Genomic DNA, 25,752 nt, shown 5'->3' with positions numbered 1-25,752 from the left:
GGTCAGCGCTGGGTGGTGGCGGCGGTCTGGCCGAACATCACCTTCTTGGCGTCCTCGCTCATGGTCTTGCCGTGGTCGGGGTTGATCTCCGGCGCTCGGGCGTAGGCAGCCTGGGTCGCGGGCCGCTCCGCGATGGCCGTGAACCAGCGCTTGAGGTTGGGATGCTGGTCGAGGTCCTGGCCCTGCTTCTCCCACGGCACGATCCACGGGTAGCAGGCCATGTCGGCGATCGAGTAATCCGAGCCCGCGACGAAGGTGCGATCGGCCAGCCGCCGGTCGAGCACGCCGTAGAGCCGGTTGGTCTCGTTGACGTAGCGCTTGATCGCGTAATCGATCTTCTCGGGGGCGTATTGCGAGAAGTGATGGTTCTGGCCCAGCATCGGCCCGAGCCCGCCCATCTGCCAGAACAGCCATTGCAGGACCTCGGCCCGGCCACGCGGATCGCTCGGGATGAAGCGGCCGGCTTTCTCGGCGAGATACAACAGGATCGCGCCCGATTCGAACAGGGAAACCGGAGCGCCGCCGCCGGCCGGCTCGTGATCCACGATCGCCGGCATGCGGTTGTTTGGGGCGATCTTGAGGAAATCCGGATTGAATTGTTCGCCCTTGCCGATGTTGATCGCCTTGATCTGGTAAGGAATACCCGCCTCTTCGAGGAACATCGTGACCTTATGGCCGTTCGGCGTCGGCCAATAGTACAGATCGATCATCGGATTATGTCCCGCTGACGCGTCGTCCTGGGCGATGGGTGCCGGCTTTCGGAAAGGATGACGCAAAAACAAAGCTCTGGGGCCGCCTCGTGGATCGGGTGTCCAAGAGGAGGCTCCGAGCCCCCGGCGGTTGGGAGGTGGGTCTCTGGAGCGTTCCGGTCAAGCATCGTCCGGAGCGATCGCGGCCTCATCCGCCGGGGCAGCCCTGCGTGTCCACGTAGAGGGCGTAGAGCGACTGGCTCGCCGCCATGAACAGGCGGTTCCGGTGCCGGCCGCCGAAGCACAGATTGGCGCAGCGCTCCGGCAGGTGGATGCGGCCGATCAGGCAGCCCTCCGGGTTGAACACCATGACGCCGTCGAGGGCGTCGTCACCCATGCCCCAGCCGCACCAGAGATTGCCGTCCTGATCGCAGCGGATCCCGTCCGGCGTGCCAGGCCCGGCATCGATCAGCACCCGGCGATCGCGCAGGGTCCGGCCGCCGACCACGTCGAAGGCGACGATGCGCCGGGTCGGCTCGCCGCGGGATTCCACGAGGTAGAGCCGCGATTGATCCGGTGAGAAGCACAGGCCGTTCGGACCGGCGATGTCGTGCGCGACCACGTCCAGGGCGCCGGTCTCCGCGTCCAGCCGGTAGACGTTCTGGGGGAGCTCGGATTCGGCGCGCTCGCCCTCGTAGTAGCCCGAAATCCCGAAGGTCGGATCCGTGAACCACACCGCGCCGTCGCGCGCGGTGACGAGGTCGTTCGGTGCGTTGAGGCGCCGGCCCTCGAAGGCGTCGGCCAGCACGGTGAGCGACCCGTCATACTCGGTCCGCACCACCCGGCGGCCGCCATGCTCACAAGTGACGAGCCGCCCCTGGCGGTCTCGGGTGTTGCCGTTGGCGAAACCCGACGGCCTGCGGAACGTGCCGACGGCGCCGGTCTCCTCGTCCCAGCGCAGGATCCGGTTGTTCGGGATATCGCTCCACAGGAGATAGCGCCCATCCCCGAACCAGACCGGCCCCTCGCTCCAGCGGCAGCCGGTGGTGAGGCGCTCGACCGCCGCGCTGAACACCCGGTAGCGGGCGAACGAGGCGTCGAGGATCTCGACCGCCGGGTCGGGGTAGCGCGCGCTTGGCGTCCACACGGGATTGGGCTCCTGGCACCGGCGCGCCGATCCGGGCGCGGGCCAACCGCGATATAGGAACGACGGGGCGATGCCAGTGGCGGAGAGCGGCGCCGCGCCGGGTTCGTCAGGCGATCGCCGGCTGCTCACCCCGTACGCATCGCAGAGGATGCCGGTCGAATAGAATCGTGGGCCGGGGCATCGTCTCAGCGGGAGCGACGAGAACCAAGATCCCCCACCGCCAATCTCCGCGCCGCGTCTCCACCGCCCCCCAATGGAATGCAGTTCGGTTCGTCGGTGCGAGAATCAGCCCTCGCCGTCCTGAGGAAGACCGTACGCGCCGCTCAATTGTCTGACAAGTGGGGTGTCGACGCTTGGTCCTGCTTTCGATAAATGGCGGGTCAATCCCGGCTCGGGATGGCCCCTGTGGCCCGCTGCCCCGTTGCGCCCGGACCAGCGAAACGCTACGGATCTGTACCCGTAACGGGGTGTCGGGGTGTGGCGCAGTCTGGTAGCGCACCTGGTTTGGGACCAGGGGGTCGTAGGTTCGAATCCTATCGCCCCGACCATTCGATCAGGAGCTTGTCGAGTTCAGATGCCGAGCGCCCGCATCTTCCGCCCCTCCCGGGACGCCACGCAGTCGGGCCAGGCCCGCACGAAGCAGTGGCTTCTCGAGTTCGACCAGACCAGCCCGCGCGAGATCGATCCGCTGATGGGCTGGAACGGATCGGCCGACATGATGCAGCAGGTACGCCTGGAGTTCGACACGGAGGAGGAGGCGGTCGCCTACGCCAAGCGCGAGGGCATCGCCTACCGGGTCGAACAGCCGGCCAAGCCGGTGTTCCGCAAGGGCCTGTCCTACTCGGATAACTTCAAGTTCAACCGCACGGCGCCCTGGACCCACTGAGGCGCTTCAGCGCGCCCGCGGGCGGGGTCGCGGGCTGTCACGAACCGCGGCGCGCTTTCCACGCCGCGTAGGGCGCTTCGCCCGCCGGCCGGATCTGGCTGAGTCGCATCGGCTGTTCGTCCAGGGGGCGGCACAGTTCCGCGTAGATGCTCGCGCTGCCGGCTCCGTGCTCCTCCGCTTCCTCCGCCGAGAAGGCGAAGTAGCCTTCGCGGAAGCCGGCGAGCCGCATCGCCGCATGGCACATCGGGCAGGGGCGCCCGCTCGCGTACATCACGCAATCGGAGAGGTCGCGCCGCGCCAGCATTTGGCTGGCCTCGCGCAGCGCCACCATCTCGGCATGCCCGGTCGGGTCGTTGGTGGCGTGCACGGTGTTGGCAGCCCGGACCAGGACGGCGCCGTCGCGCACGATCACCGCGCCGTACGGAGATCCGCCGGCCAGAACGTTCGCCTCGGCCAGCGCGACCGCTTCGCGGATATAGCTCTCGTGCTCCGACATCCCTGCGCCTCTGCGTGAACCCGCGCGCCAACGCGCCGCCGGGCCGGGAGTTCAGAACGCGTAGCGCACGGTGCAATAGGGCAGGGATTCGGCCAGCAGGGCCTTGAACCGGGCGAGCCAGCGGCCTTTCCAGCCGGTCCGGTAGCGCAGGTTGGTGCCGCCGCCCTCCGAGACCTTCGCTTCCTGGATATCCGGCCGCCACAGCAGATCCTCCGCCTTGGGGTGCCAGCCGAGATTTACGTCGTGCAGCCCCGCATTGTGGGTCAGCATGATGATCTCGCACTTAAGCTGCGCCTTGGCGGCGTCCGAGAGCGTGGCGTCGATCTCGGCGAACAGCGCCCGCCAATCCGCCTCCCAGCCCTCGTAGAGGATCACCGGCGAGAAATTGGCGTGGACCTCGTAGCCGGCGGCCACGAAGTCGTCGATCGCGGCGATGCGCTCCGGGATCGGCGTCGTGCGCACGTCGACGATCTTGGCGATCCGGGCAGGCATCAGCGAGAAACGGATCCGCGTCTTGCCTTGCGGGTCGTAGGCCAGGAGATCGCGGTTGACCGCCTTGGTGGCAAACGACGCCTTGGCGTTCGGCAAGGTGCGGAACCGCTCGATGAAGGTGCGGACGCCGCTGCTCACCGCCGCGTCCACCGACAGGTCGCCGTTCTCGCCGATGTCGTAGATCCAGTGCGCCGGGTCGATTGTGTCGGGGGCCGGCAGGGGGCCCTGCCGGTCCGCGTGCCGGGCGATCGCCGCGCAGGCCTGGTCGATGTTCACGAACAGCGAGATCGGGTTCGAGAAGCCCTTGCGCCGCGGCACGTAGCAATAGGCGCAGGCCATGGCGCATCCGTTCGAGGTCGAGGGCGCGATGAAGTGGGCGCTGCGGCCGTTCGGCCGCATGGTCAGGCCCTTCTTCACGCCGAGCACCAGGGTCGAGCGCTTGATCCGGACCCAGTCCTCCACCGATCCCGCGTTCCCGTGGAGCGCCGGGATATTCCAGTGCGACGGCACGGGGATGCGCTCGGCGTCGGGGAAGCGCGTCAGGATCTCCCTGCCGATCGGGTAATCGCCCACCGTGGGCTCGTGGTAGATCGTCCGGATGTCGAGGAGGTCGCTGGTGAGGGCCATGCTGCGTCCGGGGCCCGGCTGCGGCCCGACCCGCGATATGGCGCGTGACGGCGGGACCGGAATAGCTTGCGACGTGCGGTCCCAATGGTCCGCGGCGGTCGATTCCATGGACGCGTGATCTCAACACTCTCTTACGACTCTTGATTGATTATCCCATGCCTCTGATTGGACGCATGATGACAATTCACGACCTGGAGGAAGCGGCCCCAGGGACGGCAGTCTCCGGCGATCCGGGGCGGCTGCAGGCGCTGGTCCGCCGGGATCAGCTCGAGGCGGTGCGCGGCAGCGTCCTCACCGCGATTCCGGTCAACATGCTGCTCGGGCTCGCCAGCGTGCTGGTGGCGTTCCAGGGCGGCAACGGCCGCGCCGGGGTGGTCTGGTACGCGGCCTCGACTGCGGCCAATATCCTGCGCATCGGCCTGTGCCGGTCGTCGTGTCCGGGGCTCGCCCTAACCGCCGAGATGCCGCCGGACATGGCCAGGGCCGCCTCGCGCTCGGTCGAGGGACACCTGCGCGCCTGCACCGTCGCGGCCTTCCTGTCGGGGCTGGTCTGGGCGTTCCAGCCGCTGCTCTGCGCGGGCTACACCTCGGCGCAGGCCCTGTTCTACCTCACCATCACCTGCGGCATCACCGCCGGCGCCGTCACCCACGGGACGGCCTATGCCCGCATCCCGTTCAGCTTCATCCTGCTGCCGCTGCTGTCGGTGGCGTTCTGCCTGTTCGGCGGCGGCGGGTTCGACCGCTGCTGCCTGGCGGCCTGCGTGCTGCTCTATCTCGCCGCCCTGTCCCGCACCGCGTTCCAGAGCGAGGCGGGTTACCGCGAGGCGAGCCGGCTGAAGAACGACGCCACCGCGCTGGCCCGCTCCCGCGCCGAGGCGCAGGCCAGCGCCACCGCGCTGGTTGAGGAGATGCGCTGGCGCGCGACCCACGACGACCTCACCGGCCTGCTCAACCGGGCCGGCTTCATCCAGCAGGCCGAGGACCGCCTCGGGACGCACGCGGATACCGGTTCGACCGGCGCGGCCGGGCTCCGCTTCGGCGCCGGCACCGCCTGCCTGCTGCTCGACCTCGACGGCTTCAAGTCGGTCAACGACGTCTACGGCCACCAGACCGGCGATCGGGTGCTGGTCGAGGTCGCGCGGCGGGTGCGCGCCGCCCTGCCGCCGGGCGGCCTCGCCGCGCGGCTCGGTGGGGATGAGTTCGCGGTGCTGTACGATCCCGTCGCCGCAAACATGCCCTACGCGGATCTCGCCGCCGGCCTCATCGCGGCGGTCGCCCAGCCGTTCGACGGCTTCGACGAGGGGCGGCTCGGGGTCAGCATCGGCGTCCACGCCCAACCCGAACCCGACCTGATGGCGATGCTCAGCTGCGCCGACGAGGCGCTGTACGCCTCGAAGGCCGCGGGCCGGAACCGCTTCCGGCTGTTCGACGCCGGCCTGCGTGACTGCCTGGAGATGCGGCGCGAGCTGGAGCGCGACCTGTCGCACGCGCTGGTCGAGAACGCCCTCGAGGTCTGGTTCCAGCCGATCTACGCTCTGGACGCCCGGACGCTGGTCGGGCTCGAGGCGCTGGTGCGCTGGCACCACCCCCGCCTCGGCTGGATCGCGCCCCCCGACCTGATCGCCGCCGCCGGCATGGCCGGGCTGACCGAGTCGCTCCTGCGCTTCATCCTCGATCAGGTCTGCCGGATGATGGAGATCCTGCGTGCCCGGGGCCTCGGCACCGTCCGGGTGGCGATGAACGTCTCGCCTCGGGAGATGGCGCAGATCCCGGTGGACGAGATCGTCATCGCGCGCCTCGTCGCCCTCGATCTGCCGGCTGCCCTCCTGGAGATCGAGATCACCGAGGAGACCGCCCTCGATCTCGGCGCGGTCCAGGGCAAGCTTCAGGCGCTCTCGCGCGCCGGCATCCGGGTGGCGCTCGACGATTTCGGCATCGGCTACTCGTCGCTGTCGTCGCTCCGGCAGCTCCGGGCCGACCGGATCAAGATCGACCGCAGCTTCGTCACCGGCCTCAGCACCTGCGACGACAAGCGCGGGCTGGTCCTGGCGGTGCTCGGCCTCGGCACCCTGCTCGGGCTGGAGGTCGTGGCCGAGGGGGTTGAGTCGCAGGACGACCTGCAGATGCTGCAATCGATGGGCTGCCCGTTCCTGCAGGGCTACCATCTCGGGCGGCCGATGCCGGTGCAGACCCTGGAGGCGACCCTGTTCCCCGACCGGACACAGGCAGCCTGATCGCGGAGCTGGCCCGGACGGCGGCGACTGCTGCGCAGAGCATCCCTGTCCGGCTCACCCCAGCCGGTAATCCGCCATGCGGGCGCGCCGGGCGCTGCGGCGGTAGGCCATCACCGAATCGGGCCACAGGGTTGTGTTGCGCCCCTCGGCGTCGAGGTACCAGCTCCGGCAGCCACCCGTCTGCCAGATGCTGTCGGCCAGCCGGGTCTGGATCCGGTCGAGGAACCGCGCCTGCGCCTCCGGGCGGACCTCGATCGCCCGGGCGCCCTTGCGCAGGGCCTCCAGGCAGTCGAGGACGTGCCGCGCCTGAACCTCGATCATGGAGATGATCGAGTTGTGGCCCAGCCCGGTGTTGGGACCGAGCAGCATGAAATAATTCGGGAATCCCGCGACCGTGATGCCCTGGTAGGCGCCCATCCCGTCCGCCCAGGCATCCGTGAGCCTAAGGCCATCGCGCCCGACGAGGTCCATCCGGGTGAAGCTCCCGGTGACGTCGAAGCCGGTGGCGTAGACGATCACGTCGAGGGCGTGCGCGTGGCCGTCGGCGGTGGTCACGCCGCCTTCCGTGATCCGGGCGATGTCGCCGGTCTCCAGCGTCACGTTCGGGCGCTGGAGCGCGGGGTAGTACTCGTCGGAGATCAGCACGCGCTTGCAGCCGAGGCGGTAGTTCGGCGTCAGCTTCGCCCGCAACGCCCGGTCGGGCACCGCCTTGGCGAGATGGTGGCGGGCGAGTCCCTCGGCCTGCTTCGTCAGCTTGGACACCTTGGTGAAGCCGAACAGCGCGCGCAGCTCGTGCAGCCAGAACAGCCGCGCCCGCTCGAGCTGCCGGAGGAACGGAAGCCGCCGGTAGCGCGCTTGGGTGGCCTCCGGGATGGCGTGGTCGTGCTTGGCCATGATCCAGGGCGGCGTCCGCTGGAACAGAGTCAGGTGCGCGGCACGCTTGGCGAGTTCCGGCACGACCTGGACCGCGCTCGCCCCGGTGCCGATCACGCCGACGCGCTTGCCCGCGAGATCGACGGCATGATCCCAGGCCGCCGTGTGGAAGGCCGGCCCCGTGAACGCGTCCCGGCCGGGGAGGTCGGGATAGGCCGGATGGTGCAGGCCGCCCATGGCGGAGACGATCGCGCGCGCCGTCAGCGGGCCGCGGTCGGTCTTGACGTGCCAGACGGCGCGGGCCTCGTCCCAGGTCGCTCCGGTGAACGCGGTGCCGAGCTGGATCAGCGGCATCAGCCCGTGGCGCTCGGCGGTGTCGCGCAGGTAGCCCTGGATCTCCGGTTGCGGGGCATACATCCGCGACCAGTCCGCCTTCGGGGCGAACGACAGGGAGTAGAGATGTGAGGGCACGTCGCAGGCCGCGCCCGGGTAGGTGTTCTCCCGCCAGGTCCCGCCGATGTCGGCGGCCTTCTCGATTACCCGCAGAGGGCCGATCCCGGCCTGCCGGCAGCGGATCGCCATGGCGAGGCCGGAGAAGCCGGCCCCGACGATCAGGACTTCGAGGGTCTCCGGGACGGAGGCGGTCGCGGGTGCCGTCATCGCGAAGCTCCCACGGGCGCGGTAGCGCTCCGGCGTGCGTGGGCCATCAGGAAGGCGGTGGCCTCGTCGAGGGAGGTGCGCGCCTCCGGCAGCATGTGGGCGGCGAACTGCCAGGCATGGGCCACGACCGGGAAGAGCTTCAGCTCGGTCACGACCCCGGCCGCCCGGGCCTTCTCGGCCATGCGAACCGAATCATCGCGCAGGACCTCGCGCTCGCCCACGTGGAAAAGGAGGGGTGGGTAGCCGGTCGGGTCGGCGTTGATCGGCGAGATCCGCGGATCGGCCGGGTCTGCGCTCCCGAGATACATCGTGCGGATCACCGCGAGCGCCCCGGGGTCGAACATCGCGTCGCGCCACGCGTTCGTGCGCCGCGAGCCGTCCTCGGAGACGAAGTCGGTGGCCGGCGAGAACAGCGCAGCGGCCCAGGGCATCGGCAGGCCCCGCGCCCGCGCTTCGCCGATCAGCACAAGGGCCATGTTGGCGCCGGCCGACTCGCCGGCGACGCAGGCCGGGCCGTCGGCGCTGAACGCCTGCCAGACCGCCGTCACGTCCTCGATCGCGGCCGGGAATGGGTGCTCGGGGGCGAGGCGGTAATCGGGGACGAAGATGGTGAAGCCGCGGTTGGCCAATGCGCCGGTCACCGGCCGGTGGGTGCGCGGCGAGCAGGCGATGAAGCCGCCGCCATGGAGGTAGAGCATCCGCTGCCCGGGCCCGGATTTCGGCCGGACCCATTCCCCCCGCACCCCGCCGACCGTGCCCGGCTCGTAGGTGACGCCCTTCGGATCGGGGAAGGCCGGCGCCTCGAAGATTTGGCGGAACGCGGCGGCGTTCCGGGCCTTCGACAGGGGGCCGCGCACCTTGGTGCGCACGACCCAGGTGCCGATATACGCGCGCAGGCTCGCCATCTCAGACCTTCCCGCCGGACAGGCGCACGATCGTCTTCCAGTAGCCCACCGGCATCAGCCGCTGGATCAGGGCGGCGCTCTTCGCGTCCTTGCCGATCAGGATGCGGGGGCGGCGCCGCTCGATCCCCTGGATGATCGCGGCCGCGGCCTCCTCCGGCGAGAGCGTCAGCAGCTTGCCGAACGCCTCCCGGGCCTTCTCGTCCTCGACGCGGGCGCGCTCGGCGGCGTCCGGGTCTGTGGGTGGACGCGTGCCCCGGGCGCTGCGGGCGATGGCGGTGGCGACGCCGCCCGGATGGACGACCGTCACCCCGAGCCCGCTGCCGGCATATTCGTGCCGCAGGGCCTCGGTGAAGCCCCGGACCCCGAACTTGCTCGTCGCGTAGGCGACCTGGCCCGGCGGGGCGATCAGCCCGAACAGGCTCGACAGGTTGACGATCTGGGCCGCTGGCCGAGCCCTCAGCATCGGCAGGAAGGCGTGGCACATCCGCACGACGGCGCGCAGGTTGATGTCCATCAGCCAGTCGAAATCTTCGAGATGCGTCTCGTCGAATCGGCCGCCGAGCGCCACGCCGGCATTGTTGATCAGCACGTCGAGGCGGCCGAACCGGTCGGCGGCCCAGTCCGGGAGTTTCGTGATCGCCTCCGCGTCGGCGAGGTCGAGGGCCAGCGTTTCCACCGTGGCGCCGGCCGCCCGGGCCTTGGCGGCCACCGCGTGCAGGCCCGGCGCGTCGCGGTCCACCAGCAGGAGGCCGCAGCCCTTGGCGGCCAATCCCAGCGCAAGGGCGGCGCCGATGCCGCTCGCGGCCCCGGTGAGGAGCACGACCGCGCCGGCGAGTCGGAATGTCTGGGCCAAGCTGCGCCCCCCTTGGGTCACCCGGTAGGCCGGGATCGGCGGTTCGGGATAGCCCCGGCGCCGGGCATTGTCTAGGGTGAGCACCCTAGGCCGGGAGGGGCAGGTATGGCGCGGTGCCGCGACAGCAGGGTACAGGACGCCGGAGCCGGCCGGGGGGCCGGGACGCGCGACAGGATCCTGGCGCAGAGCCTCGCGCTGTTCAACGAGCGCGGTCTCGGTCGGGTGACCACCGCGGAGATCGCCGCGGCGTGCGGCATCCGAGAGGGAAACCTCCAGTACCATTTCCCGCGCAAGAGCGGCCTCGTGGAGGCTCTTTTCGCGGTCTTCGAGGCCGAGGCCGAGGCGGTGGCCGGGCGCCTGCCCGCCGATCCCGCCACTTTGGACGCGTTGCTGTCCTATCAGCGCGGCTGGTTCGACCTGATCTGGCGCTATCGCTGCGTCTACCGCGACGGCATCGCCATGGTGGAGATCGCTCCGGCCCTGCGCCCGCGTGTCCATGCCCTGCGGGGGCGGACCCAGGCGCTGGCCCGCGGCGTGTTCGAGGCGGCGGTGCGTGCCGGGCGGCTGCGGATCGCGCCGGAGGCGCTCGGGCGGCTCATCGACAACGCCTGGATCGTATCGAGCCACTGGATGAGCCATCGGCTCCAGGGCGGCACCACGCTGTCCCAGGCCGACCTCGACTGGGGCTTCGCGCAGGTCCGCGACCTGTTCACCCCCTACCTGGTCGCGGATCCGCAGGGCTGAGAGGCGTCTGGCCCGAACCTTCCATCTGCGCGGCCACGCTCGAACCCGGAGGACGCGATGCTCGACCGACTGATCCATGCCGGCCTCTCGATCCTGCTGCTCCTGGCGGTCGGCGCCCTTTTCTCGACGAACCGGCGGGCGATCCGGCCCCGGATCGTGCTCAGCGCCCTGGCCCTTCAGGTGAGCTTCGGGGCGCTGGTCCTGTTCCTGCCAGCCGGGCAGGCCGCGCTGAGGACCGCCGCCGACATCGTCGTCACCGGTCTTTCTTACGGCGACCGCGGCACGGCGTTCCTGTTCGGCGGTCTGGTGGAGCCGAAGATGTTCGAGCTGTTCGGTGGCTCGGGCTTCATCCTGGCCCTGCGGGTGCTGCCGCAGATCCTGTACGTCTCGGCCCTGATCGGGGTGCTGTACCATCTCGGCGTGATGCAGGCCCTGGCCCGCGGCCTCGGCGCCGGGCTGCGGCGGATCCTCGGCACCTCGCCGATCGAGTCGTTCTCGGCGGTGATCACCATCGCGATCGGGCAGAGCGAGATCGCGGTGGCGTTGCGCCCATTCCTGCCGTTGCTTACGGGCGCCGAACTGTTCGCCGTGATGTCGAGCGGCGCGTCCTCGACGGCGGGGTCGATCCTGGCCGGCTACGCGGCGCTCGGCGTGCCGATGACCTACCTGCTCGCGGCCTCCGTGATGGCGATTCCGGGCGGCCTGCTCTACGCCAAGATCCTGATGCCCTCGACCGAGCCGACCCGGATCGCCACAACCCGGGTGGAGTTCGGCGAGTCCCGGGCCGCCAACATCATCGAGGCCGCGGCGGACGGCACACAGAAGGGCCTCGTCGTCGCGGTCTCGGTGGGCGCCATGCTGATCGCCTTCGTTGGGCTGATCGCCCTGGCGAACGGGGTCGTCGGCTATGCCGGCGGCCTCGCAGGTTATCCGGGGACCTCGATCGAGGGCGTGCTCGGCTGGGCGCTCGCCCCTCTGGCCTGGCTGCTCGGGGTGCCCTGGGCGCACGCGGCGCTCGTCGGCGGCGCGATCGGCCAGAAGATCGCCTTCAACGAGTTCCTGGCCTACGCGACCCTGTCGCCGACCCTCGGCGCCGGCACGCTCGACCCGCGCTCCCAGGCGATCGTCTGCTTCGCCCTCTGTGGATTCGCCAACCTCGCCTCGATCGCGATCCAGCTGGCGAGCTTCTCCAGCCTGGTCCCGGAGCGGCGCTCCGAAGTCGCCCGCTACGGATTGCGGGCGATCCTCGCCGGGACGCTGGCGAACCTCACGAGCGCGGCGATCGCCGGGTTGTTCGTGGGGTGAGGACAGAAGACGAATGATGACGGCGTCGTGCATCGATTCTGTGGACGGAATTTTACCGTCTCATCTCTTGCTTAACGATTGACGAAACGGATATTCATGAGCATATCTGCGCATAAATGATCGCTAAAAAATAAATAATTACAATTTATTTCGCAGATTTACTGATCAAATCATCGCAGAATTGATTTTAACAGATATAACTTTGCGTTCAATACGAATATATAGACCAAAAACGTGATCTTCGCGATATCAATCGACACATCCATCAGGTGGCTGATCGATCTGTTTCCGCACGCGGTGAGCACGGTCATAATGATCTGTAACCGCCTGCATGAAAACGATAATTGGTTTCCAGCCTACGGCGCGACCGACCAGAACCGTTGACGGTTGAACAACATGTCCCGCGTCCCGACCGTCGGCCCCTCGGCCGGCTTGGCGCAATCGGGCTCGCGCGGTTTGGAGACCGCCGCCAGGGTCGCGACGACGGGGGCCGGCTTCAGCCCGAGCCGCGCCTGGACCTCCGGCTGACGGGCCGCCGCGATGGTGAGCACGGCGGCGATCAGGCCGCCGGCGACGGTTCCGAGGAAGAAATTCAGCATTTCTGAAGCGATCCGGTGACCGGTTTGGTGGGGCCACAGTCTCTGGTCACTGTCCAACCCGGCGGGAACATGGCGGACCTGCCGCTCACGCGGCCTTAACACTTGATCTGCGACAGCTACACGCAAGCCCGCCGGTGTGGCAGGTGCGATGACGGGGCTGGACCGCCTATGAACTACGCCGCCAACGCCTATGCCCGGACATCCCGGTCCGCCCTAACCCCGCGCGAAGCCGAATCCGCCGTCCTGCTCAAGGCGGCCCAACAGCTGATCGGCGCCAGCCAGGGAATCGCCGACGGTGACACCAAGCGCCTCAACGAGGCCCTGTCGTTCAACCAGCGCGTCTGGACCATCCTGGCCGCCGAGGCGACCGCCGACGAGAACCCGCTGCCGGCCGATATCAAGCAGGGCATCGGCAACCTGGGCGTGTTCGTGCTGCGCAGCTGCGTCGACACGATGATCGAGCCGACCCCGGAGAAGATCGCCACCCTCGTGGGGATCAACAACGAGATCGCCGCCGGCCTCCAGGGCAACCCACGCTGAAGTCGGACTCAGTTGAAGGGGGCGGGCGCGCTCAGGCGGCCGTGTCGGGCTCTGGCCGCGCGACCGTCGCGGCCTGGGCCAGCGCCGCGCTCTCCCACTCGACGAGCTTCCGGCCCAGCTTGATCGCCGGGTAGAACGAGCCCGCCTCGACCGCCTCCGCGATGGCGGCGACCTGGGGCGCGGCTGCCGGCGCAAGGCGGATCAGCTCCCCGGCCTGACGGAAGAACAGGTCGATGCTCGCGGCCGGGTCGTCCGCCAGGTAGATCACCGTCAGGGTCAGGTGGATCTGCTTGCAGGCCGTGTCGGCCTCGCTCTCCGTGATGATCTCGCTCTCGCGCAGGAACTTGCACTGCGTCTCGATCAGGAAAGTCGAGCGTCGGTCGCCGTTGCGAATCAGCGCGCCGTTGATGATCAGCCGCTCGAGCGGTTTCAGTTCCAAGCGCAGGGGCATCGCGTGTTCCGTTCTAGAAGACGCGCCGATTTGATTCCGCATGCGTTAACGTTTGGACAACGGCTGCCGTTCGGCGAACGGTCGCGGTGGGCTTGTCGTGACGGTGCAGAGCGTGGACTCTTCGAAGATCGTTCGCAGACTCGGTGAGTCTGCGAGACGTCAGCCTTCGGAGAATTGCCGATGACCTCCTCTGCCACGCGTGCCATCTACCCGTCGCTTCGCGGAAAACGCGTGCTTGTGACGGGCGGCGCCTCGGGAATCGGCGAAGGTTTGGTCGAAGCCTTCGTCGCCCAGGCCGCCCGCGTCGCGTTCTGCGACATAGCCGACGAGCCCGCACACGCCCTGGTCGCGCGGCTCGCACCTGGGGCCGAACACCCGCCTGTCTACCGCCGCTGCGACCTCACCGATGTCGAGGCTGTCCGCTCCCTGGTGGCGGAGGCCGAAACGGCGTTCGGCGGCCTCGACGTGCTGGTCAACAACGCTGGCAACGACGACCGCCACAAGCTCGCGGACGTGACGCCCGCCTACTGGGACGACCGGATGGCGGTGAACCTGCGGCACATGTTTTTCGCCGCGCAGGCCGCCGTACCCGCGATGCGCCGGGCAGGCGGCGGCGTGATCCTGAACTTCGGCTCGATCAGCTGGCACCTCGGGCTCAACGACATGCCGCTCTACCAGACCGCAAAGGCGGCCATCGAGGGCATGACACGGGCGCTGGCCCGGGATCTCGGCCGCGACGGCATCCGGGTCTCCGCGATCGTGCCCGGCAATGTCCAGACACCCCGCCAGGAGCGCTGGTACACCCCGGACGGCGAGGCCGAGATCGTCGCGTCGCAGTGCTTGGACGGCCGGATCCAACCCTCCGACGTCGCCGCCCTGGTGCTGTTCCTCGCCTCCGACGATGCCCGGATGTGCACGGGCCACAATTACTTCATCGACGCGGGCTGGCGCTGAGGCTCGAGCGAGAGCGTTGAGACCGGCTCTCAGCGCATCATCCCGCGGCTGCGCGAACGCGGCGCAGGAGGCGCCCGTCGATGGCCGCGAGGCCGCATCCGATCAGGGCCATCCCGAGATAGTGCCGTGGTTCCAGGCGTTCGCCCAGGACCAGCGCCCCCAGGAGGATTGCCGAAACCGGAACCAGGAAGGTGACCAGCGACAGGTTGGTCGCCCCGGCGCTGGCCAGGATCCGGAAATAGAGGACGTAGGCGAGCGCGGTCGACAGCGTGGCGGTGCCGAGGATTGCTGCCGAGACGAATGGACCGGGGACCGGCAATGTCCACGGCCGGTCGATCACCAGCGCGACGGGCAACACCAGCAGTGCGGCCGCCGTGAGCTGTCCGGCAGCGACGGCGAGCGGCGGGATACCCATCCGCTTGAAGCGTCGTCCGAACACCCCCGCGCAGGCATACGACAGGGCGGCCCCGAGGATCGCGACCTGGGCCAGAAGGCTGGCGTCGAATCCCGCGAAAGCCGCGGGCCCGACCATCGTGGCGACCCCTGCCAGGCCCACCGGCACACCGGAGAACCGGTTGCCGGTCATCCGCTCGTCTGTGGTGAGCCGATGGGCGACGATGACGGTGAAGAGCGGCGTCGTGGCGTTCAGGATGGCGGCGAAGCCGGACGCGATGTGCGTCTGACCCCAGACGATGAGGCTGAAGGGAACGACGTTGTTCAGCAGGCCCATCCCGAGGAAGGCGGCCCAGACCGCGCAGCCACCGGGCAGGCGCAACCCTGCAAACGGTAGAACCATGTTGAGGATCAGCGCTGCGATCCCGACGCGCAGGACGACGAAGGTCAGCGGCGGCAATTCGGTGAGTGCGATACCGGTGAAGAAGAAGGAACCGCCCCACAACACGGAGAGTCCGATCAGCATCGCCCATTCGGGCGCGGACATCGATCGTTTTCCTGCGTGCGGCATGGTGGATCTCCAAGCATCGACCCGCACGTGAAGTCACATTTCGACGGAATGCATCACGGTTCTTGCTGCTGAACCAGGCGATCGATCTTGTTTAGGCAATATAAATTTACATAATTAAGACCATCATGGACATAGGGAATTACGTTTCTGGCATGTGATCTGGATTTTTAATACTGCTATGGGCGGAAGTTATCGGTGTCTTACAAGGGCGCGTAAAAGATCGCTCCGTCATCCGGCTCATAGGTGTCCTTACGGGACCCAGCGGTAGCCGAACGGAGCGTCGATCCCCGCCGAGACACTCATCGCAGACACACAAAATCCCGATCAGGCTGGCGCGAGGCCGACGACCCGGAAGCAATGGTCCACCAGCTGGGAGGCGATCGCGTCCGCCCGCCCAGTCCTGGCGGCGCCCAGGACGACACCATGGAGCGCGTTGAACAGGAACGCGGCCGTGAAGCGCACATCCGCGATCGCCCAGGCTTTCGCGGCGCTGCCATCGCGGAGCAATCCCGCGAGATGATCGATCAGGATGTTGTCGGTCAGACCGTCCTGGCTGGGCGGCGGCACATCGGTGAACACGATCTCGTGCAGGCGCTCGGATGCGGCGTACCCCCTGCTGCAGGCGATGACCCAAGCGGCCAGCCGGCCAGTCCAATCCCCATCGGCCTGGCGTTCGACCTCTGCCGTGATGGCTTGGAGCAAGGTGTCGACGAACCGTTGGCGCAGACCTCCGGCCACGGCCTCCTTGGTGGCGAAGTGCAGGTAGAAGCTGCCCTTCGCCATGCCCGCGAGGGTTGTGATCTGCTCGATGGTGGTGGACGCAAATCCCTGGTCGATGAACAGGCTCCCGGCCGCGTTCATCAGATCCTCACGCCGCTCTTCGGGCGGCCTGGTCCGGGGCTTGGTCTTCATCGACACGGAAGCGGTCTCGGGGATGGAGGGCGCTCACGTCTGCCTGACGGGTTATCGCGAGGATGGAAAGAGCCACCACCGGATGTAGGCGTCGTCCTAATTGACTGACCACCAGTCAACAGCTAGTGAGGCAGCACGCTGCAGACCGGCACGCTGCAGACCGGCACGCTGCAGACCGGCACGCTGCAGACCGGCACGCTGCAGACCGGCACGCTGCTGACCGGCACGCGTGGACCCGGCATCCGCGTATCGCGCCCGGGGACATGCCATGGACAGGACAATCGATCGGTGCCGCGAAGTCCGACTGCGGACGTATCCCGGCGAGATGATCCAGCCGGGCGATCTGGCCGTCGTGGAAACGGCCCTGCCGGACATCGGTCCCAACGACCTTGTGGTCCGCAATTGCTGGTTCCGGATCTCCATTTCGACCCGGCTCATGGCTAACCCGGATGCGCAGGCGGTCGAGGGCATTCCGTTTCCCGCGCTGAAGCCCGGCGATACGCTCGCGGACGGCGCAATCGGCGAGGTCATCGCCAGCCCGCCCGGGAGCGGGTTTGCGGTCGGCACGTACGTCTCGCATCCCCTCGGGTGGCGGGACTACGCGGTCGTCGATGCCGGGCGGTGCGTCGCCCTCGGTCCGGCACCGACCGAGCCGGCGGCGTATCTCGGCCATGGCTGGACGGCCTACGCGGCCCTGACACGGGGCGTCACAGTCCGCCCGGGCGACACGGTGTTCGTGTCGAGCGGTGCGGGTGCGATCGGATCGATGGCCGGCCAGATCGCCCGCAAGCTCGGCGCGACGCGGGTGATCGGCAGCACCAGCACCCAGGGCAAAGCCGATTGGATGACGGCCGAGCTCGGCTATGACGCGGTGATCCTGCGCCACGCGGGTCCCATCGCGGATCAGCTGAGAGCGGCGGCGCCGGACGGCGTGGACGTGTTCGTCGACATGGTCGGCGGCGAGCAGCTGGCAACTGCCGCACGGGCCGCGCGCGACGGTGCGCGGTTCGTCCTGCTCGGCGCTTTGACCGCCGAGCTGAACGCTGCAGGTGCCAGCATCCGCGCGCCGGTGGAGCTGGACACGTTCCAGCTGATCCTCAGGGGCGTCACCCTGCGAGGCTACAGTGCCGATCGCGACAGCGCGGCGGCGTTCCCGGACTGGATCGCCTGGCAGCGCGACGCCGGGCTCCATTTCGCCGGCACGACGGTGACCGGGCTGGAGCAGGCGCCGCGCGCCTTGCACGACGCCTGCGAAGGCCGGCTCAAGGGGATCGTTCTGGTGGAGCTGTGACCGGGAGACCGCGCCCCCGTCTCGGGGCGTCCCCCGATGCCATGGGGCGGGAGGCGCGGTCGGTCGTCAGCCGGCAATCAGCCCTTGCTGGCCTCGTAGCGTGCCTTGTTCTCGGCATTTGGCGGGTAGAGGCCCGGAAGCGCGGCGCCCTTGCCGACCTCCTCCATCAGCCAGCCCTCGAACCGCTCCTGTTCGGGGGCGAGTTCCAGCACCGTCTCGATGAGCGCGGCCGGGATCAGCACGGCGCCGTCCTCATCCACCACGATCACGTCATCGGGGAACACGGCGACGCCGCCACAGGCGATCGGCTGCTGCCAGGCCACGAAGGTCAGGCCGGCCACGGAGGGCGGAGCCGCTGCGCCCTGGCACCAGACCGGCAATCCGGTCCCCAGGACGCCCGCGACGTCGCGCACCACACCGTCGGTGACCAGGGCGGCCACGCCCTTCTTGGCCATGCGAGCGCACAGGATGTCGCCGAAGATGCCGGCGTCGGTCACGCCCAACGCATCCACCACCGCGATGCAGCCCGCGGGCATCGCCTCGATCGCCGCCCGTGTGGAGGTCGGGGACGACCACGATTCCGGCGTGGCGAGATCCTCGCGGGCCGGGACGAACCGCAGCGTGAAGGCCCGGCCGACGATCCGGGGCTGGCCGGGCCGCAGCGGCCGGGTGCCACGCAGCCAGACGTTGCGAAGACCCTTCTTCAGCAGGATCGTCGTGATGGTGGCGGTGGTGACCTTCGAGAGCACCTCGACGACCTGAGCGTCGCTCGACATCCGCATATCCTTCTCGGCTGGGGCGACCCGTGTCGGTCCCCGCCGAGGAGCTGTACCCGATCATGATCCGATCGGGTACAGCTCTAAGTTACTGTTCCGCTGCGTTCTTTCCGAACACGCGACCCGATGGCGAAGCCAACCCTCAGGTTGGGGGCGCCCAGGTCGGGATTCGAATCAATCGCAGGACTCCTTCTTCACGGTCTTGGAATCACCCATGTCGTTCTCCTTGCGCACCGTCTTGGTGACGCAGCCGTCGCCGTGATCGTGAACGGTCACGGACTTGGACTCGGAGGCCGGACGATCGACCACGACGGCGGGCCGGTCGCGCTCGATCACGGTGGTCTGGGCTTGGGCGGCGGCGCCGAGGCTGAACAGGGCGGCGGTGGCGAGGAACATCTGGCGCATACGAAAACTCCGGTCCCGATATCGGTCCCGAGTAACGGCGTCTCCAGCTTGAGCGTTCCGCAATTTGTGGTGGACGGGTCAGCCCTTGCCGCAGCGGCCGAACGTCGGCGATCCGACGGGCGGACGAGGCCGGAAAGCGGGCCGAACCCGTAAGCGAACGCGGCTCGGCCCACGCGTCGTTCGGCTTGAAACGCAGCCGGAGCGACGCCCTCAAAAAACCCCGGGACGCGCACGCATTCAAGACCGGTGGACTACGTGCCGGGCGCTCAGCCGCCGGTCATCGGCGGGAAGAACGCGATCTCGGCGGCACCGGCGATCTGAGCGTCCGGCTTGGCATGGGTCCGGTCGATGGCCGCCCGGACCACCCCCGGATCTTCGAACGCATAGGCGTATTCTTCGCCGCGGCCACGCAGCCAGGCGACCAGATCGGTGACGGTGGCGACCTCAGGCGGCGGCGCCAGCTCCTCCTCGGCGCGGCCGATTCGCTCGCGGACCCAGGCGAAATAGACGAGCTTCATCGCAACACCGTGCCGGAAGGGGATCGGCGACCGTGCGTTCAGCGCGGGTCGTCGATCACATGCTTGATCCCGGCCCTCATATAGTCCCAGCCGGTCCAGAGCGTGAGGGCGGCCGCGATCCAGAGAAGCGCGAGGCCGATCGGCTCCGTACCGGGCAGGACCCGCTCGCCCGCGGGCCCGGCCACCAGGAAGCCGAGCGCCACGAGCTGCACCGTGGTCTTCCACTTGGCGATCTTGCTGACCGGAACCCCGACCTTCAGCTCGGCGAGGTACTCGCGCAGGCCGGAGACCAGCACCTCCCGGCACAGGATCACGATCGCCGCCCAGACCGACGAGCCGACGATGGTATGGTCGGCAGCCAGCATCAGCAGGCAGGCCGAGACCAGCAGCTTGTCAGCGATCGGATCGAGCATCCGGCCGAGCGCGGAACTCTGGTGGTAGGTCCGCGCGACATAGCCATCGAGATAGTCGGTGATCGCCGCCGCCACGAAGACGCCGAGCGCGGTCCAACGCGCGGTGTGCGAGTCGGGCCAGAACAGCAACGCGACCATCACCGGCACCGCGACGAGGCGCCCGTAGGTCAGGCAATTCGCGAGCGTCCAGGCTGGGGACCGTCGTCGGGGAAGGACGGTGTTCATCGCCGGGGTGAAATCAGAGCCGGGCCCGGGCGTCAACGTCTCGGCCGCGGGCACGGCCGTGACGGCGGGATCCTCAGGCGCCGGCATGGAAGAAATCATAGACGGCGCGCGCGGTGGCGGCGTTCACCCCGGGGGTCTTGGCCAGGTCCTCGAACGCGGCGCGCTCGATCGCCTTCACGGTTCCGAAATGATGCAGCAGCGCGCGTTTGCGGCTGGGGCCGATGCCGGCAATCTCGTCCAAGGGATTCTTCACCATCTCACGCTTGCGCTTGGCCCTGTGGCTGCCGATGGCGAAGCGGTGGGCCTCGTCTCGCAGCCGCTGTACGAAGTAGAGCGTCGGGTCGCGCGGCGGAAGCTTGAACGGCGGCCGGCCGGGCACGAAAAACGTCTCGCGCCCTGCATCGCGGTCGCGCCCCTTGGCGATGCCGATCAGCGGGACATCCGTCACGCCGATCTCGTCGAGCGCTGTGCGGGCGGCGTCGAGCTGACCCTTGCCGCCGTCGATGAGCACCAGATCCGGCCAGGCGGGAAACACCTCGCCATCCTCCGCGGGCACGGGGGGAAGCTCCGGAACGCCGTCCTCGGCGCCTGCCGCCGCAGCCTCGCGCTCGGTGCGCGGCGCCTCCTTGACCAGGCGCTTGAACCGCCGCTGCAGGACCTCCCGCATCATGCCGTAATCGTCCCCCGGGGTGAGTTCCTCCGACTTGATGTTGAACGTGCGGTAATGCGTCTTCATGAACCCAGTCGGCCCGGCGACGATCATCCCGCCCACCGCATTCGTACCCATGATGTGGGAGTTGTCGTAGACCTCGATCCGCCGCGGCGTCCGGTCCATGCCGAACGCCTGCCCCAGGGCGGTGAGCAGCTTGCCCTGCGAGGCGGTGTCGGCCAGCCGCCGGGCGAGCGCCTCCTTGGCGTTGCGCTGGGCGTACTCGACGAGGTTCCTCCGCTCGCTGCGGCTCGGCCGGTGGATCTCGACGCGATAATCGACCCGACTCGAAAGCGCGGCCGCGACCAGCTCGGCATCCTCGATCGGGTGGCTGGTCAGCACCGTGCGGGGCGCGGGCTTGTCGTCGTAGAACTGGCTGATGAACGAGCCGAGCACCTCCTCGGGGGTCATGGTCCGGTCGGCCTTCGGGAAGTAGGCGCGGTTGCCCCAGTTCTGGAAGTTGCGGAAGAAGAACACCTCGATGCAGAACTGGCCCGCCTGCTCGTCAAGGGCGAAGACATCGGCTTCCTCGACGCCCTGGGTGTTGACCCCCTGCACCCCCTGGATCGCCGAGAGCGCGGCGATCCGGTCCCGGTAACGGGCAGCGCGCTCGAATTCCAAAGCCTCGGACGCCTCCTGCATCTCCGCGCGCATCCGGTCCTTCACGGCGTTGGACTTGCCCGCCAGGAACGCCCGGGCCGCATCCGCCATGGCGGCGTAGTCGTCGGTGCCGATCTCCCCGGTACAGGGGCCGGAGCAGCGCTTGATCTGATAGAGCAGGCAGGGCCGGCTGCGGTTCTCGTAGTAGCTGTCCGTGCAGGTGCGCAGCAGGAAGGCACGCTGCAGCGCGTTGACCGTCCGGTTGACCGCCCAGACGCTTGCGAACGGGCCGTAGTAATTGCCCTTCCGTCGCCGCGCGCCGCGGTGCTTCACGATCTGCGGCGCAGGGCCGTCGGAGGTGACCAGGATGTACGGGAACGACTTGTCGTCCCGCATCAGGACGTTGAAGCGCGGCTTCAGCTGCTTGATCAGGTTGGCTTCGAGGAGCAGCGCCTCGGTCTCGGTGGCGGTGGTGACGAACTCCATCGCCGCCGTCTGAGAGATCATCCGGGCGATGCGGTTCGAGTGCGCCTGACCCCGCGCGTAGGAGCCGACCCGCGCCTTCAGGTTCTTGGCCTTGCCGACGTAGAGGACGTCGCCCCGGTGGTCGAACATCCGGTAGACGCCGGGCGAGTGCGGCAGCGTCGACCAGAACCGGCGGATCACCTCGGTGCCGGCCTGGACCGCGCCCGGGTCGAAATCGAAATCGATCTCGGGCGCATCCTCGGCGGACAGCGCGGCCTCGGACTCGCCGGCACTCTCCTCGCGCTCGGCGTCGCGGCCGTCGTCGAAGGTGTCGGGGGGCAGGTCTGAGAGGGCTCTGCGGTTCATACCGCAGATCTAAGCGTTCCCGGCGCCGAGCGGCACCGGGTCCGGCGACAAAATTGCCGCGCCTGGAGCCTCGTGCCGAACCGTGGCCGCCGGCTTCCGGAAAACGACGCGGCGGATCGAGGAGGCCGCGTCGTGCCGGTTCCGGTATCCGGCACGACGCGCCACTGAATCCGCGATCCAGCGCGCTGGCCGACGCCGTGCCGGTATCAATCTCGGCGGCGAGCGTTCAAGGCCGCCCGGCCGTCTCAGTCGAACAGCGAGTCGATGTCGTTCTGGTCGACATGCCCCGGATCGTCGTCGAGCTTCGGCCCGTTGAGCAGGCTGCTCTCGTCGTCCATCGCGGTCGAGACCGGCATGACGGTGATGAGATCGCGGAAGCTGTCGAGCTGCGTCCAGGCGGCGATCAGCCGGTCGAGGTGCTCCTCGATGAACTTCATCACGCCGACGATCTTGTTGATCCGCTGGCCTGTCAGATCCTGGAAGTTGCAGGCCTCGTAAGCCGAGATCACCCGCTCCTGGATGATGTCGACGTGCTGCTTCATGCCCGGCGGCAGGTTCGCCGTGTAGAGCATGCCGGCATTCGCCTCGATCTCCTCGACCGCGTTGAGCAGCTGCGTCGTGGCGCGCTCGGTCGATTCGACCACCGCGTCGAGTTCGTCGGCCGCCCGGCGCATGCCCTTGCCGCTGTTCTCCGAGCGGTGGAGCGTCGCCAGCTCGGACTTGGTCCGGGTGATCGCCTCCTTCATCAGGTCGAGTTCGGACCGCATCGCCAGGGCGTCGTGCAGCTCGCGGCGGCACGTCTCGATCGTCTCGTCGGCACTCATCTGGGTGATGCGGCGCAGATCCATGATCGCGCTCAGGATCTCGTCCAGCCGCTCGTTCGAGACGCCTGGATCGGGAGCGATGGGTAAAACCGCGGGAAGCCCGAGGCTGTCTTCGATGCGATAGCGCTTCTGGGTCATCGGCGGGGCGTGAGCCTTCAGGATCGGTCGTTCGAACTGTCTACCACAATCAGTTAGCGGACTGTGACTGCCAAGCTTGCCGGCCGGCGATTCCTGTCCGGCGCCCCCGTTCGACCTATCGAAGGTTGTGAGCCGGAGCGATTTACTAGCGATTCACGCTAATCTCGCCCGGCCGGGGAGGGCGCCGGGCCGGCGGGCCGATTCACCATGTTGATTCACCGGAACGCGTCGATGCGGGTGGATCATAGCGCGAATCGGGGCCGTCAGCCCTCCTGCAGGAAGCATCCACGATGCGTGGTTCGGTTCGTCTGGCTCTCTGTGCGGTCCTGGCGACCGCGACGCTGTCCGCCCCGGTTTCCGCGCAGCAGTCACGCTACGCCGAAGGCGGCGGGTATGGCGGCGGCCTGATCGAGTACCTCATGACCGGGCAGGCCGGGGGAGGGGGCCGGAGCCGTCCGCAACGCGATGCGGCTCCGCAGCGTGTCGCGGCCTATTCCGGCGAGCTGCTGCCCGCCGAACCGGAGCCTCTGCAGGACGTGCCGCGGCAGGTCCTGCCCCCGCAGGCCTATGGCGCACCACAGGCGGATCCGGGCCGCATCGCGCGAGAGGTCGGCCCGGAATACCGGCGCCAGGAGGTCGCTTTCACTGGGTCGCAGCGGCCCGGGACGATCGTAATCGATACGACCAGTCGGCACCTCTACCTCGTCCAGCAAGGGCAGCGGGCGCTGCGCTACGGGATTGGTGTGGGGCGACCGGGCTTTGCTTGGAGCGGCCTCAAGACCGTCAGCCGCAAGGCCGAGTGGCCGGACTGGACGCCGCCGGCGGAGATGCTCGCCCGCCGTCCCGACCTGCCACGGCACATGGCGGGCGGCCCGGAGAACCCGCTGGGCGCGCGGGCGCTCTATCTCGGCTCCTCGCTCTACCGCATCCACGGCACCAACGAGCCAGGCACGATCGGCCAATCGGTCTCCTCGGGCTGCATCCGCATGATGAACGAGGATGTCATGGATCTCTACGATCGGGTGCCGGTGGGGACTCGGGTGGAGGTTCTGTGATGGGTTGCAAGCGCGGGAATACTGTTAAGAAGAGCAAAAAAACTCGTCTGCACTGATCGACTGAGTTTGTTGGTTCTCTCGAGGCTTTAGAAAACGAGAATGAGATGGCGTGAGGAACTGCTAGGGTCGAGGCGATCTGCAATGTACTGCTTATCGCGTCGTCGGCGTACCGTGCCCAGGCCGCATGGTGTGCCGGTTCCGGCAGGCTACCGGCATAGGCCAGACGTGAAACGGCTCTGACGGTCCATATCCAGCGCATGATGCTCCACGCCTTGGACCCCGGCCCTGCACGCGCGTCGGTCCATCCAGGGCGGGGGCCTCGTACATTACAGCGAAAGGGGCTCGGGATTCCTTGCGCTGAGCTACACCGAGCGGCTCGCCAAGGCCGGTGTCGAGCCGTCCGTCGGCGCCGCCGCCGATAGCTACGACAACGCGCCGACAGAGATGATCGACGGGCCGTTCAAGGTCGAGGTGAGCCTTCGGCGTAAGCGGTGGCAGTCATCCGAGGTCATTGAGATCGACACCTGCGAACGGGTCGACTGGTGCGATACCCGCCGTCGGCTCGAACCCATCGGCAGTTTCCCTCCCGACGAGGCGGTAGCGCGCCACGAGGCCTAGGTCGGGCTGCCAATCTCGGCCGCCTGGCCCAGACCAAATGGCCCCCGAAAAACCCGGCGCGGTGCACCTGTACGCTTTGGGTGGACGGCTACAACTGCAGCCGCCAGCCTGAGCCCCCAACACGGCGCCACGCCCTACGACGTCATCCGCCAAACTTGGACGAAAGAGCCCAAACGCTTCAGGCTTGATCCGCCACACCATATCGCGGAACCAGACATTCTTTCGATCGGGAAAGCCGAACGACAACGCTTACATCGCGCGGATCGACGGTCGGCTCGGGGCGGAATTGCTGAACGCCTTATGGATTATGTCGCCAGCCGACGCCCGGGAGCGCATCGGTGAACGGAGGCACTACGTCAGCGAAGACCGGCCGCACACGGCCCTCGGCGCAATGACGTTCCGAGCGTTCGCCGTTGAAGTTGTCTCAGCCCGAAAATCTGAATAAGTCGCAAACCACAGGCGAAGCCATTTTTGCTCCTGTGATGCATAAATCTTAGCGGCGGTACGGCCCATTGAGCTGAAAACTGATTATCCGTACCGATAATTACCAGGATTGCGGAATATGTCGCGGATGCAAAAACGTAAACGCTCCTGATATCGGCGTTGAAAGTCGGATTCTAAGCTATACTTTAGTCAAGCAATGTGCGTAGAATATAAAGATGATCGATCTGATTTCAAATAACATAATAATCGGTTTCGAATTTTTGATTACAATCATCGCAGGCTTGACCGCAGGCCTTATGATCGGCAGACCTGTCGACGATGTAATCGAGCTGCTTCCTGCGGCGATGAAGCAGGCCTGGAAAGAGGCCGAAGATGGATCGCCTCGTGACGATGCCTCCGGGGCCGGCTCTCTTGCCGCCCGGGGCGACATCCTGGGGCAGCAAGGGCCGTCGTGGGGCCGAGTCCAAGGTGTTGGAGCGCCGGTCTCCGGTCAAACCGTCGACGCGGCCCCGGGACACGAACCAGCCGTCATTTCGCCGGGGGACGGACGGGCCGATCCGGCACGGGTGGGGGG

The 25,752-nt window shown here is 68.0% G+C and carries 27 protein-coding genes, 1 tRNA gene and 1 pseudogene; 12 read left to right on the top strand and 17 right to left on the bottom strand.

The genetic code is table 11. From position 1 onward, the window contains the following. Window positions 1-2: 2 nt before the first annotated feature. Window positions 3-710 (bottom strand): glutathione binding-like protein, encoded by a 708-nt coding sequence (locus FV242_RS18390; RefSeq protein WP_147939920.1) that lies wholly within the window; start codon window positions 708-710, stop codon window positions 3-5. A 187-nt stretch (window positions 711-897) separates the two neighbouring features. After that, complete coding sequence (locus FV242_RS18385) at window positions 898-1,836, bottom strand: SMP-30/gluconolactonase/LRE family protein (RefSeq protein ID WP_147939919.1); 939 nt, start codon at window positions 1,834-1,836, stop codon at window positions 898-900. A 471-nt stretch (window positions 1,837-2,307) separates the two neighbouring features. On the opposite strand from FV242_RS18385, the gene FV242_RS18380 reads away from it, so the two are divergent. Together FV242_RS18380 and FV242_RS18375 are read left to right on the top strand one after the other, a co-directional pair. Then, a tRNA-Pro gene (locus tag FV242_RS18380) sits at window positions 2,308-2,384 on the top strand. A 26-nt stretch (window positions 2,385-2,410) separates the two neighbouring features. Then, the gene (locus FV242_RS18375; protein WP_147905967.1) at window positions 2,411-2,722 is read left to right on the top strand and encodes an ETC complex I subunit; all 312 of its coding nucleotides are present in this window, start codon (window positions 2,411-2,413) and stop codon (window positions 2,720-2,722) included. A gap of 37 nt (window positions 2,723-2,759) precedes the next feature. On the opposite strand, the gene FV242_RS18370 is transcribed toward FV242_RS18375, so the two are convergent. Both FV242_RS18370 and FV242_RS18365 read right to left on the bottom strand, forming a co-directional pair. Further along, window positions 2,760-3,218 carry a nucleoside deaminase gene (locus FV242_RS18370; protein ID WP_147905966.1) on the bottom strand — a complete coding sequence of 153 codons (459 nt, stop codon included), beginning with the start codon at window positions 3,216-3,218 and terminating at the stop codon, window positions 2,760-2,762. 51 nt (window positions 3,219-3,269) lie between these two features. Then, the gene (locus tag FV242_RS18365; RefSeq protein ID WP_147905965.1) at window positions 3,270-4,337 is read right to left on the bottom strand and encodes a spore photoproduct lyase family protein; all 1,068 of its coding nucleotides are present in this window, start codon (window positions 4,335-4,337) and stop codon (window positions 3,270-3,272) included. A gap of 176 nt (window positions 4,338-4,513) precedes the next feature. Between FV242_RS18365 and FV242_RS18360 the strand changes: the two genes are divergently transcribed. Then, a complete protein-coding gene (locus FV242_RS18360) occupies window positions 4,514-6,571 on the top strand; it encodes a bifunctional diguanylate cyclase/phosphodiesterase (RefSeq protein ID WP_147939931.1) in 2,058 nt (685 codons plus the stop codon). A 54-nt stretch (window positions 6,572-6,625) separates the two neighbouring features. Here the strand turns inward: FV242_RS18360 and FV242_RS18355 are convergent, their stop codons facing one another. Genes FV242_RS18355 through FV242_RS18345 form a run of 3 tightly spaced genes read right to left on the bottom strand, consistent with a single transcriptional unit; the run spans window position 6,626 to window position 9,862 of the window. After that, window positions 6,626-8,104 carry an NAD(P)/FAD-dependent oxidoreductase gene (locus FV242_RS18355; RefSeq protein WP_147939918.1) on the bottom strand — a complete coding sequence of 493 codons (1,479 nt, stop codon included), beginning with the start codon at window positions 8,102-8,104 and terminating at the stop codon, window positions 6,626-6,628. After that, entirely contained in the window at window positions 8,101-9,009 is a 909-nt protein-coding gene (locus FV242_RS18350) for an alpha/beta hydrolase (RefSeq protein WP_147905962.1), read from the bottom strand. Before FV242_RS18350 ends, FV242_RS18355 begins: the two co-directional genes overlap by 4 nt. A 1-nt stretch (window position 9,010) precedes the next feature. Next, a complete protein-coding gene (locus FV242_RS18345) occupies window positions 9,011-9,862 on the bottom strand; it encodes an SDR family oxidoreductase (RefSeq protein ID WP_147906011.1) in 852 nt (283 codons plus the stop codon). Window positions 9,863-9,967: 105 nt separating this feature from the next. On the opposite strand from FV242_RS18345, the gene FV242_RS18340 reads away from it, so the two are divergent. Together FV242_RS18340 and FV242_RS18335 are read left to right on the top strand one after the other, a co-directional pair. Then, entirely contained in the window at window positions 9,968-10,606 is a 639-nt protein-coding gene (locus FV242_RS18340) for a TetR/AcrR family transcriptional regulator (protein WP_147939917.1), read from the top strand. Between the two features lie 57 nt (window positions 10,607-10,663). Further along, window positions 10,664-11,911, top strand: coding sequence for a NupC/NupG family nucleoside CNT transporter (locus FV242_RS18335; protein ID WP_147905960.1), 1,248 nt, complete (start codon window positions 10,664-10,666; stop codon window positions 11,909-11,911). Window positions 11,912-12,267: 356 nt separating this feature from the next. Here the strand turns inward: FV242_RS18335 and FV242_RS18330 are convergent, their stop codons facing one another. After that, window positions 12,268-12,510 carry a hypothetical protein gene (locus FV242_RS18330; RefSeq protein ID WP_147939916.1) on the bottom strand — a complete coding sequence of 81 codons (243 nt, stop codon included), beginning with the start codon at window positions 12,508-12,510 and terminating at the stop codon, window positions 12,268-12,270. Window positions 12,511-12,678: 168 nt separating this feature from the next. Here FV242_RS18330 and flaF point away from each other — a divergent pair, with 168 nt between their 5' ends. Then, window positions 12,679-13,050, top strand: a complete 372-nt coding sequence (flaF, locus tag FV242_RS18325; protein WP_147939915.1) for a flagellar biosynthesis regulator FlaF — start codon at window positions 12,679-12,681, stop codon at window positions 13,048-13,050. A gap of 31 nt (window positions 13,051-13,081) precedes the next feature. Here the strand turns inward: flaF and FV242_RS18320 are convergent, their stop codons facing one another. Next, on the bottom strand, window positions 13,082-13,501 hold the full coding sequence (locus FV242_RS18320; RefSeq protein WP_147939914.1) for a flagellar biosynthesis repressor FlbT: 420 nt from the start codon (window positions 13,499-13,501) through the stop codon (window positions 13,082-13,084). Window positions 13,502-13,681: 180 nt separating this feature from the next. Here FV242_RS18320 and FV242_RS18315 point away from each other — a divergent pair, with 180 nt between their 5' ends. Continuing rightward, window positions 13,682-14,455, top strand: coding sequence for an SDR family NAD(P)-dependent oxidoreductase (locus FV242_RS18315; protein ID WP_147939913.1), 774 nt, complete (start codon window positions 13,682-13,684; stop codon window positions 14,453-14,455). Between the two features lie 37 nt (window positions 14,456-14,492). Here FV242_RS18315 and FV242_RS18310 read toward each other — a convergent pair whose 3' ends face one another. After that, window positions 14,493-15,419: a DMT family transporter gene (locus FV242_RS18310; protein ID WP_147939912.1), complete on the bottom strand. Its 927-nt coding sequence runs from the start codon at window positions 15,417-15,419 to the stop codon at window positions 14,493-14,495. 324 nt (window positions 15,420-15,743) lie between these two features. Then, window positions 15,744-16,331, bottom strand: a complete 588-nt coding sequence (locus FV242_RS18305; RefSeq protein WP_246692768.1) for a TetR/AcrR family transcriptional regulator — start codon at window positions 16,329-16,331, stop codon at window positions 15,744-15,746. Window positions 16,332-16,599: 268 nt separating this feature from the next. On the opposite strand from FV242_RS18305, the gene FV242_RS18295 reads away from it, so the two are divergent. Continuing rightward, window positions 16,600-17,622, top strand: coding sequence for an NADP-dependent oxidoreductase (locus tag FV242_RS18295; protein WP_147939911.1), 1,023 nt, complete (start codon window positions 16,600-16,602; stop codon window positions 17,620-17,622). A 77-nt stretch (window positions 17,623-17,699) separates the two neighbouring features. Here the strand turns inward: FV242_RS18295 and FV242_RS18290 are convergent, their stop codons facing one another. From FV242_RS18290 to FV242_RS18265, 6 genes are all read right to left on the bottom strand, one after another. Then, window positions 17,700-18,398, bottom strand: a complete 699-nt coding sequence (locus FV242_RS18290; protein ID WP_147939910.1) for a ribonuclease activity regulator RraA — start codon at window positions 18,396-18,398, stop codon at window positions 17,700-17,702. Between the two features lie 174 nt (window positions 18,399-18,572). Beyond that, a complete protein-coding gene (locus FV242_RS18285) occupies window positions 18,573-18,803 on the bottom strand; it encodes a hypothetical protein (RefSeq protein WP_147905954.1) in 231 nt (76 codons plus the stop codon). A 266-nt stretch (window positions 18,804-19,069) separates the two neighbouring features. Next, complete coding sequence (moaD, locus tag FV242_RS18280; protein WP_147853871.1) at window positions 19,070-19,321, bottom strand: molybdopterin converting factor subunit 1; 252 nt, start codon at window positions 19,319-19,321, stop codon at window positions 19,070-19,072. 38 nt (window positions 19,322-19,359) lie between these two features. Beyond that, the gene (pgsA, locus tag FV242_RS18275; RefSeq protein ID WP_187193748.1) at window positions 19,360-19,959 is read right to left on the bottom strand and encodes a CDP-diacylglycerol--glycerol-3-phosphate 3-phosphatidyltransferase; all 600 of its coding nucleotides are present in this window, start codon (window positions 19,957-19,959) and stop codon (window positions 19,360-19,362) included. Window positions 19,960-20,032: 73 nt separating this feature from the next. Continuing rightward, the gene (gene uvrC / locus FV242_RS18270) at window positions 20,033-22,099 is read right to left on the bottom strand and encodes an excinuclease ABC subunit UvrC (protein ID WP_147905953.1); all 2,067 of its coding nucleotides are present in this window, start codon (window positions 22,097-22,099) and stop codon (window positions 20,033-20,035) included. Window positions 22,100-22,344: 245 nt separating this feature from the next. After that, a complete protein-coding gene (locus FV242_RS18265; protein WP_147905952.1) occupies window positions 22,345-23,061 on the bottom strand; it encodes a protein phosphatase CheZ in 717 nt (238 codons plus the stop codon). A 290-nt stretch (window positions 23,062-23,351) separates the two neighbouring features. On the opposite strand from FV242_RS18265, the gene FV242_RS18260 reads away from it, so the two are divergent. The 4 genes and pseudogenes from FV242_RS18260 to FV242_RS18250 form a co-directional block, all read left to right on the top strand. Beyond that, window positions 23,352-24,116 (top strand): L,D-transpeptidase, encoded by a 765-nt coding sequence (locus tag FV242_RS18260; RefSeq protein WP_147905951.1) that lies wholly within the window; start codon window positions 23,352-23,354, stop codon window positions 24,114-24,116. A gap of 444 nt (window positions 24,117-24,560) precedes the next feature. After that, window positions 24,561-24,734 carry a hypothetical protein gene (locus tag FV242_RS34655; protein ID WP_187278475.1) on the top strand — a complete coding sequence of 58 codons (174 nt, stop codon included), beginning with the start codon at window positions 24,561-24,563 and terminating at the stop codon, window positions 24,732-24,734. Between the two features lie 217 nt (window positions 24,735-24,951). Continuing rightward, window positions 24,952-25,179, top strand: a pseudogene (locus tag FV242_RS18255) (integrase core domain-containing protein); the annotation flags it as partial. A 214-nt stretch (window positions 25,180-25,393) separates the two neighbouring features. Beyond that, window positions 25,394-25,752: hypothetical protein (locus tag FV242_RS18250; protein WP_147939908.1), on the top strand; the 359-nt coding region annotated here is incomplete at its 3' end.

Origin of the sequence: Methylobacterium sp. WL64 (assembly GCF_008039945.1) — a bacterium.
In the GTDB taxonomy this organism is placed as follows: Bacteria; Pseudomonadota; Alphaproteobacteria; order Rhizobiales; family Beijerinckiaceae; genus Methylobacterium.
The sequence above is the reverse complement of the archived record's forward strand: the minus strand, read 5'-3'. Positions and strand labels throughout refer to the sequence as shown.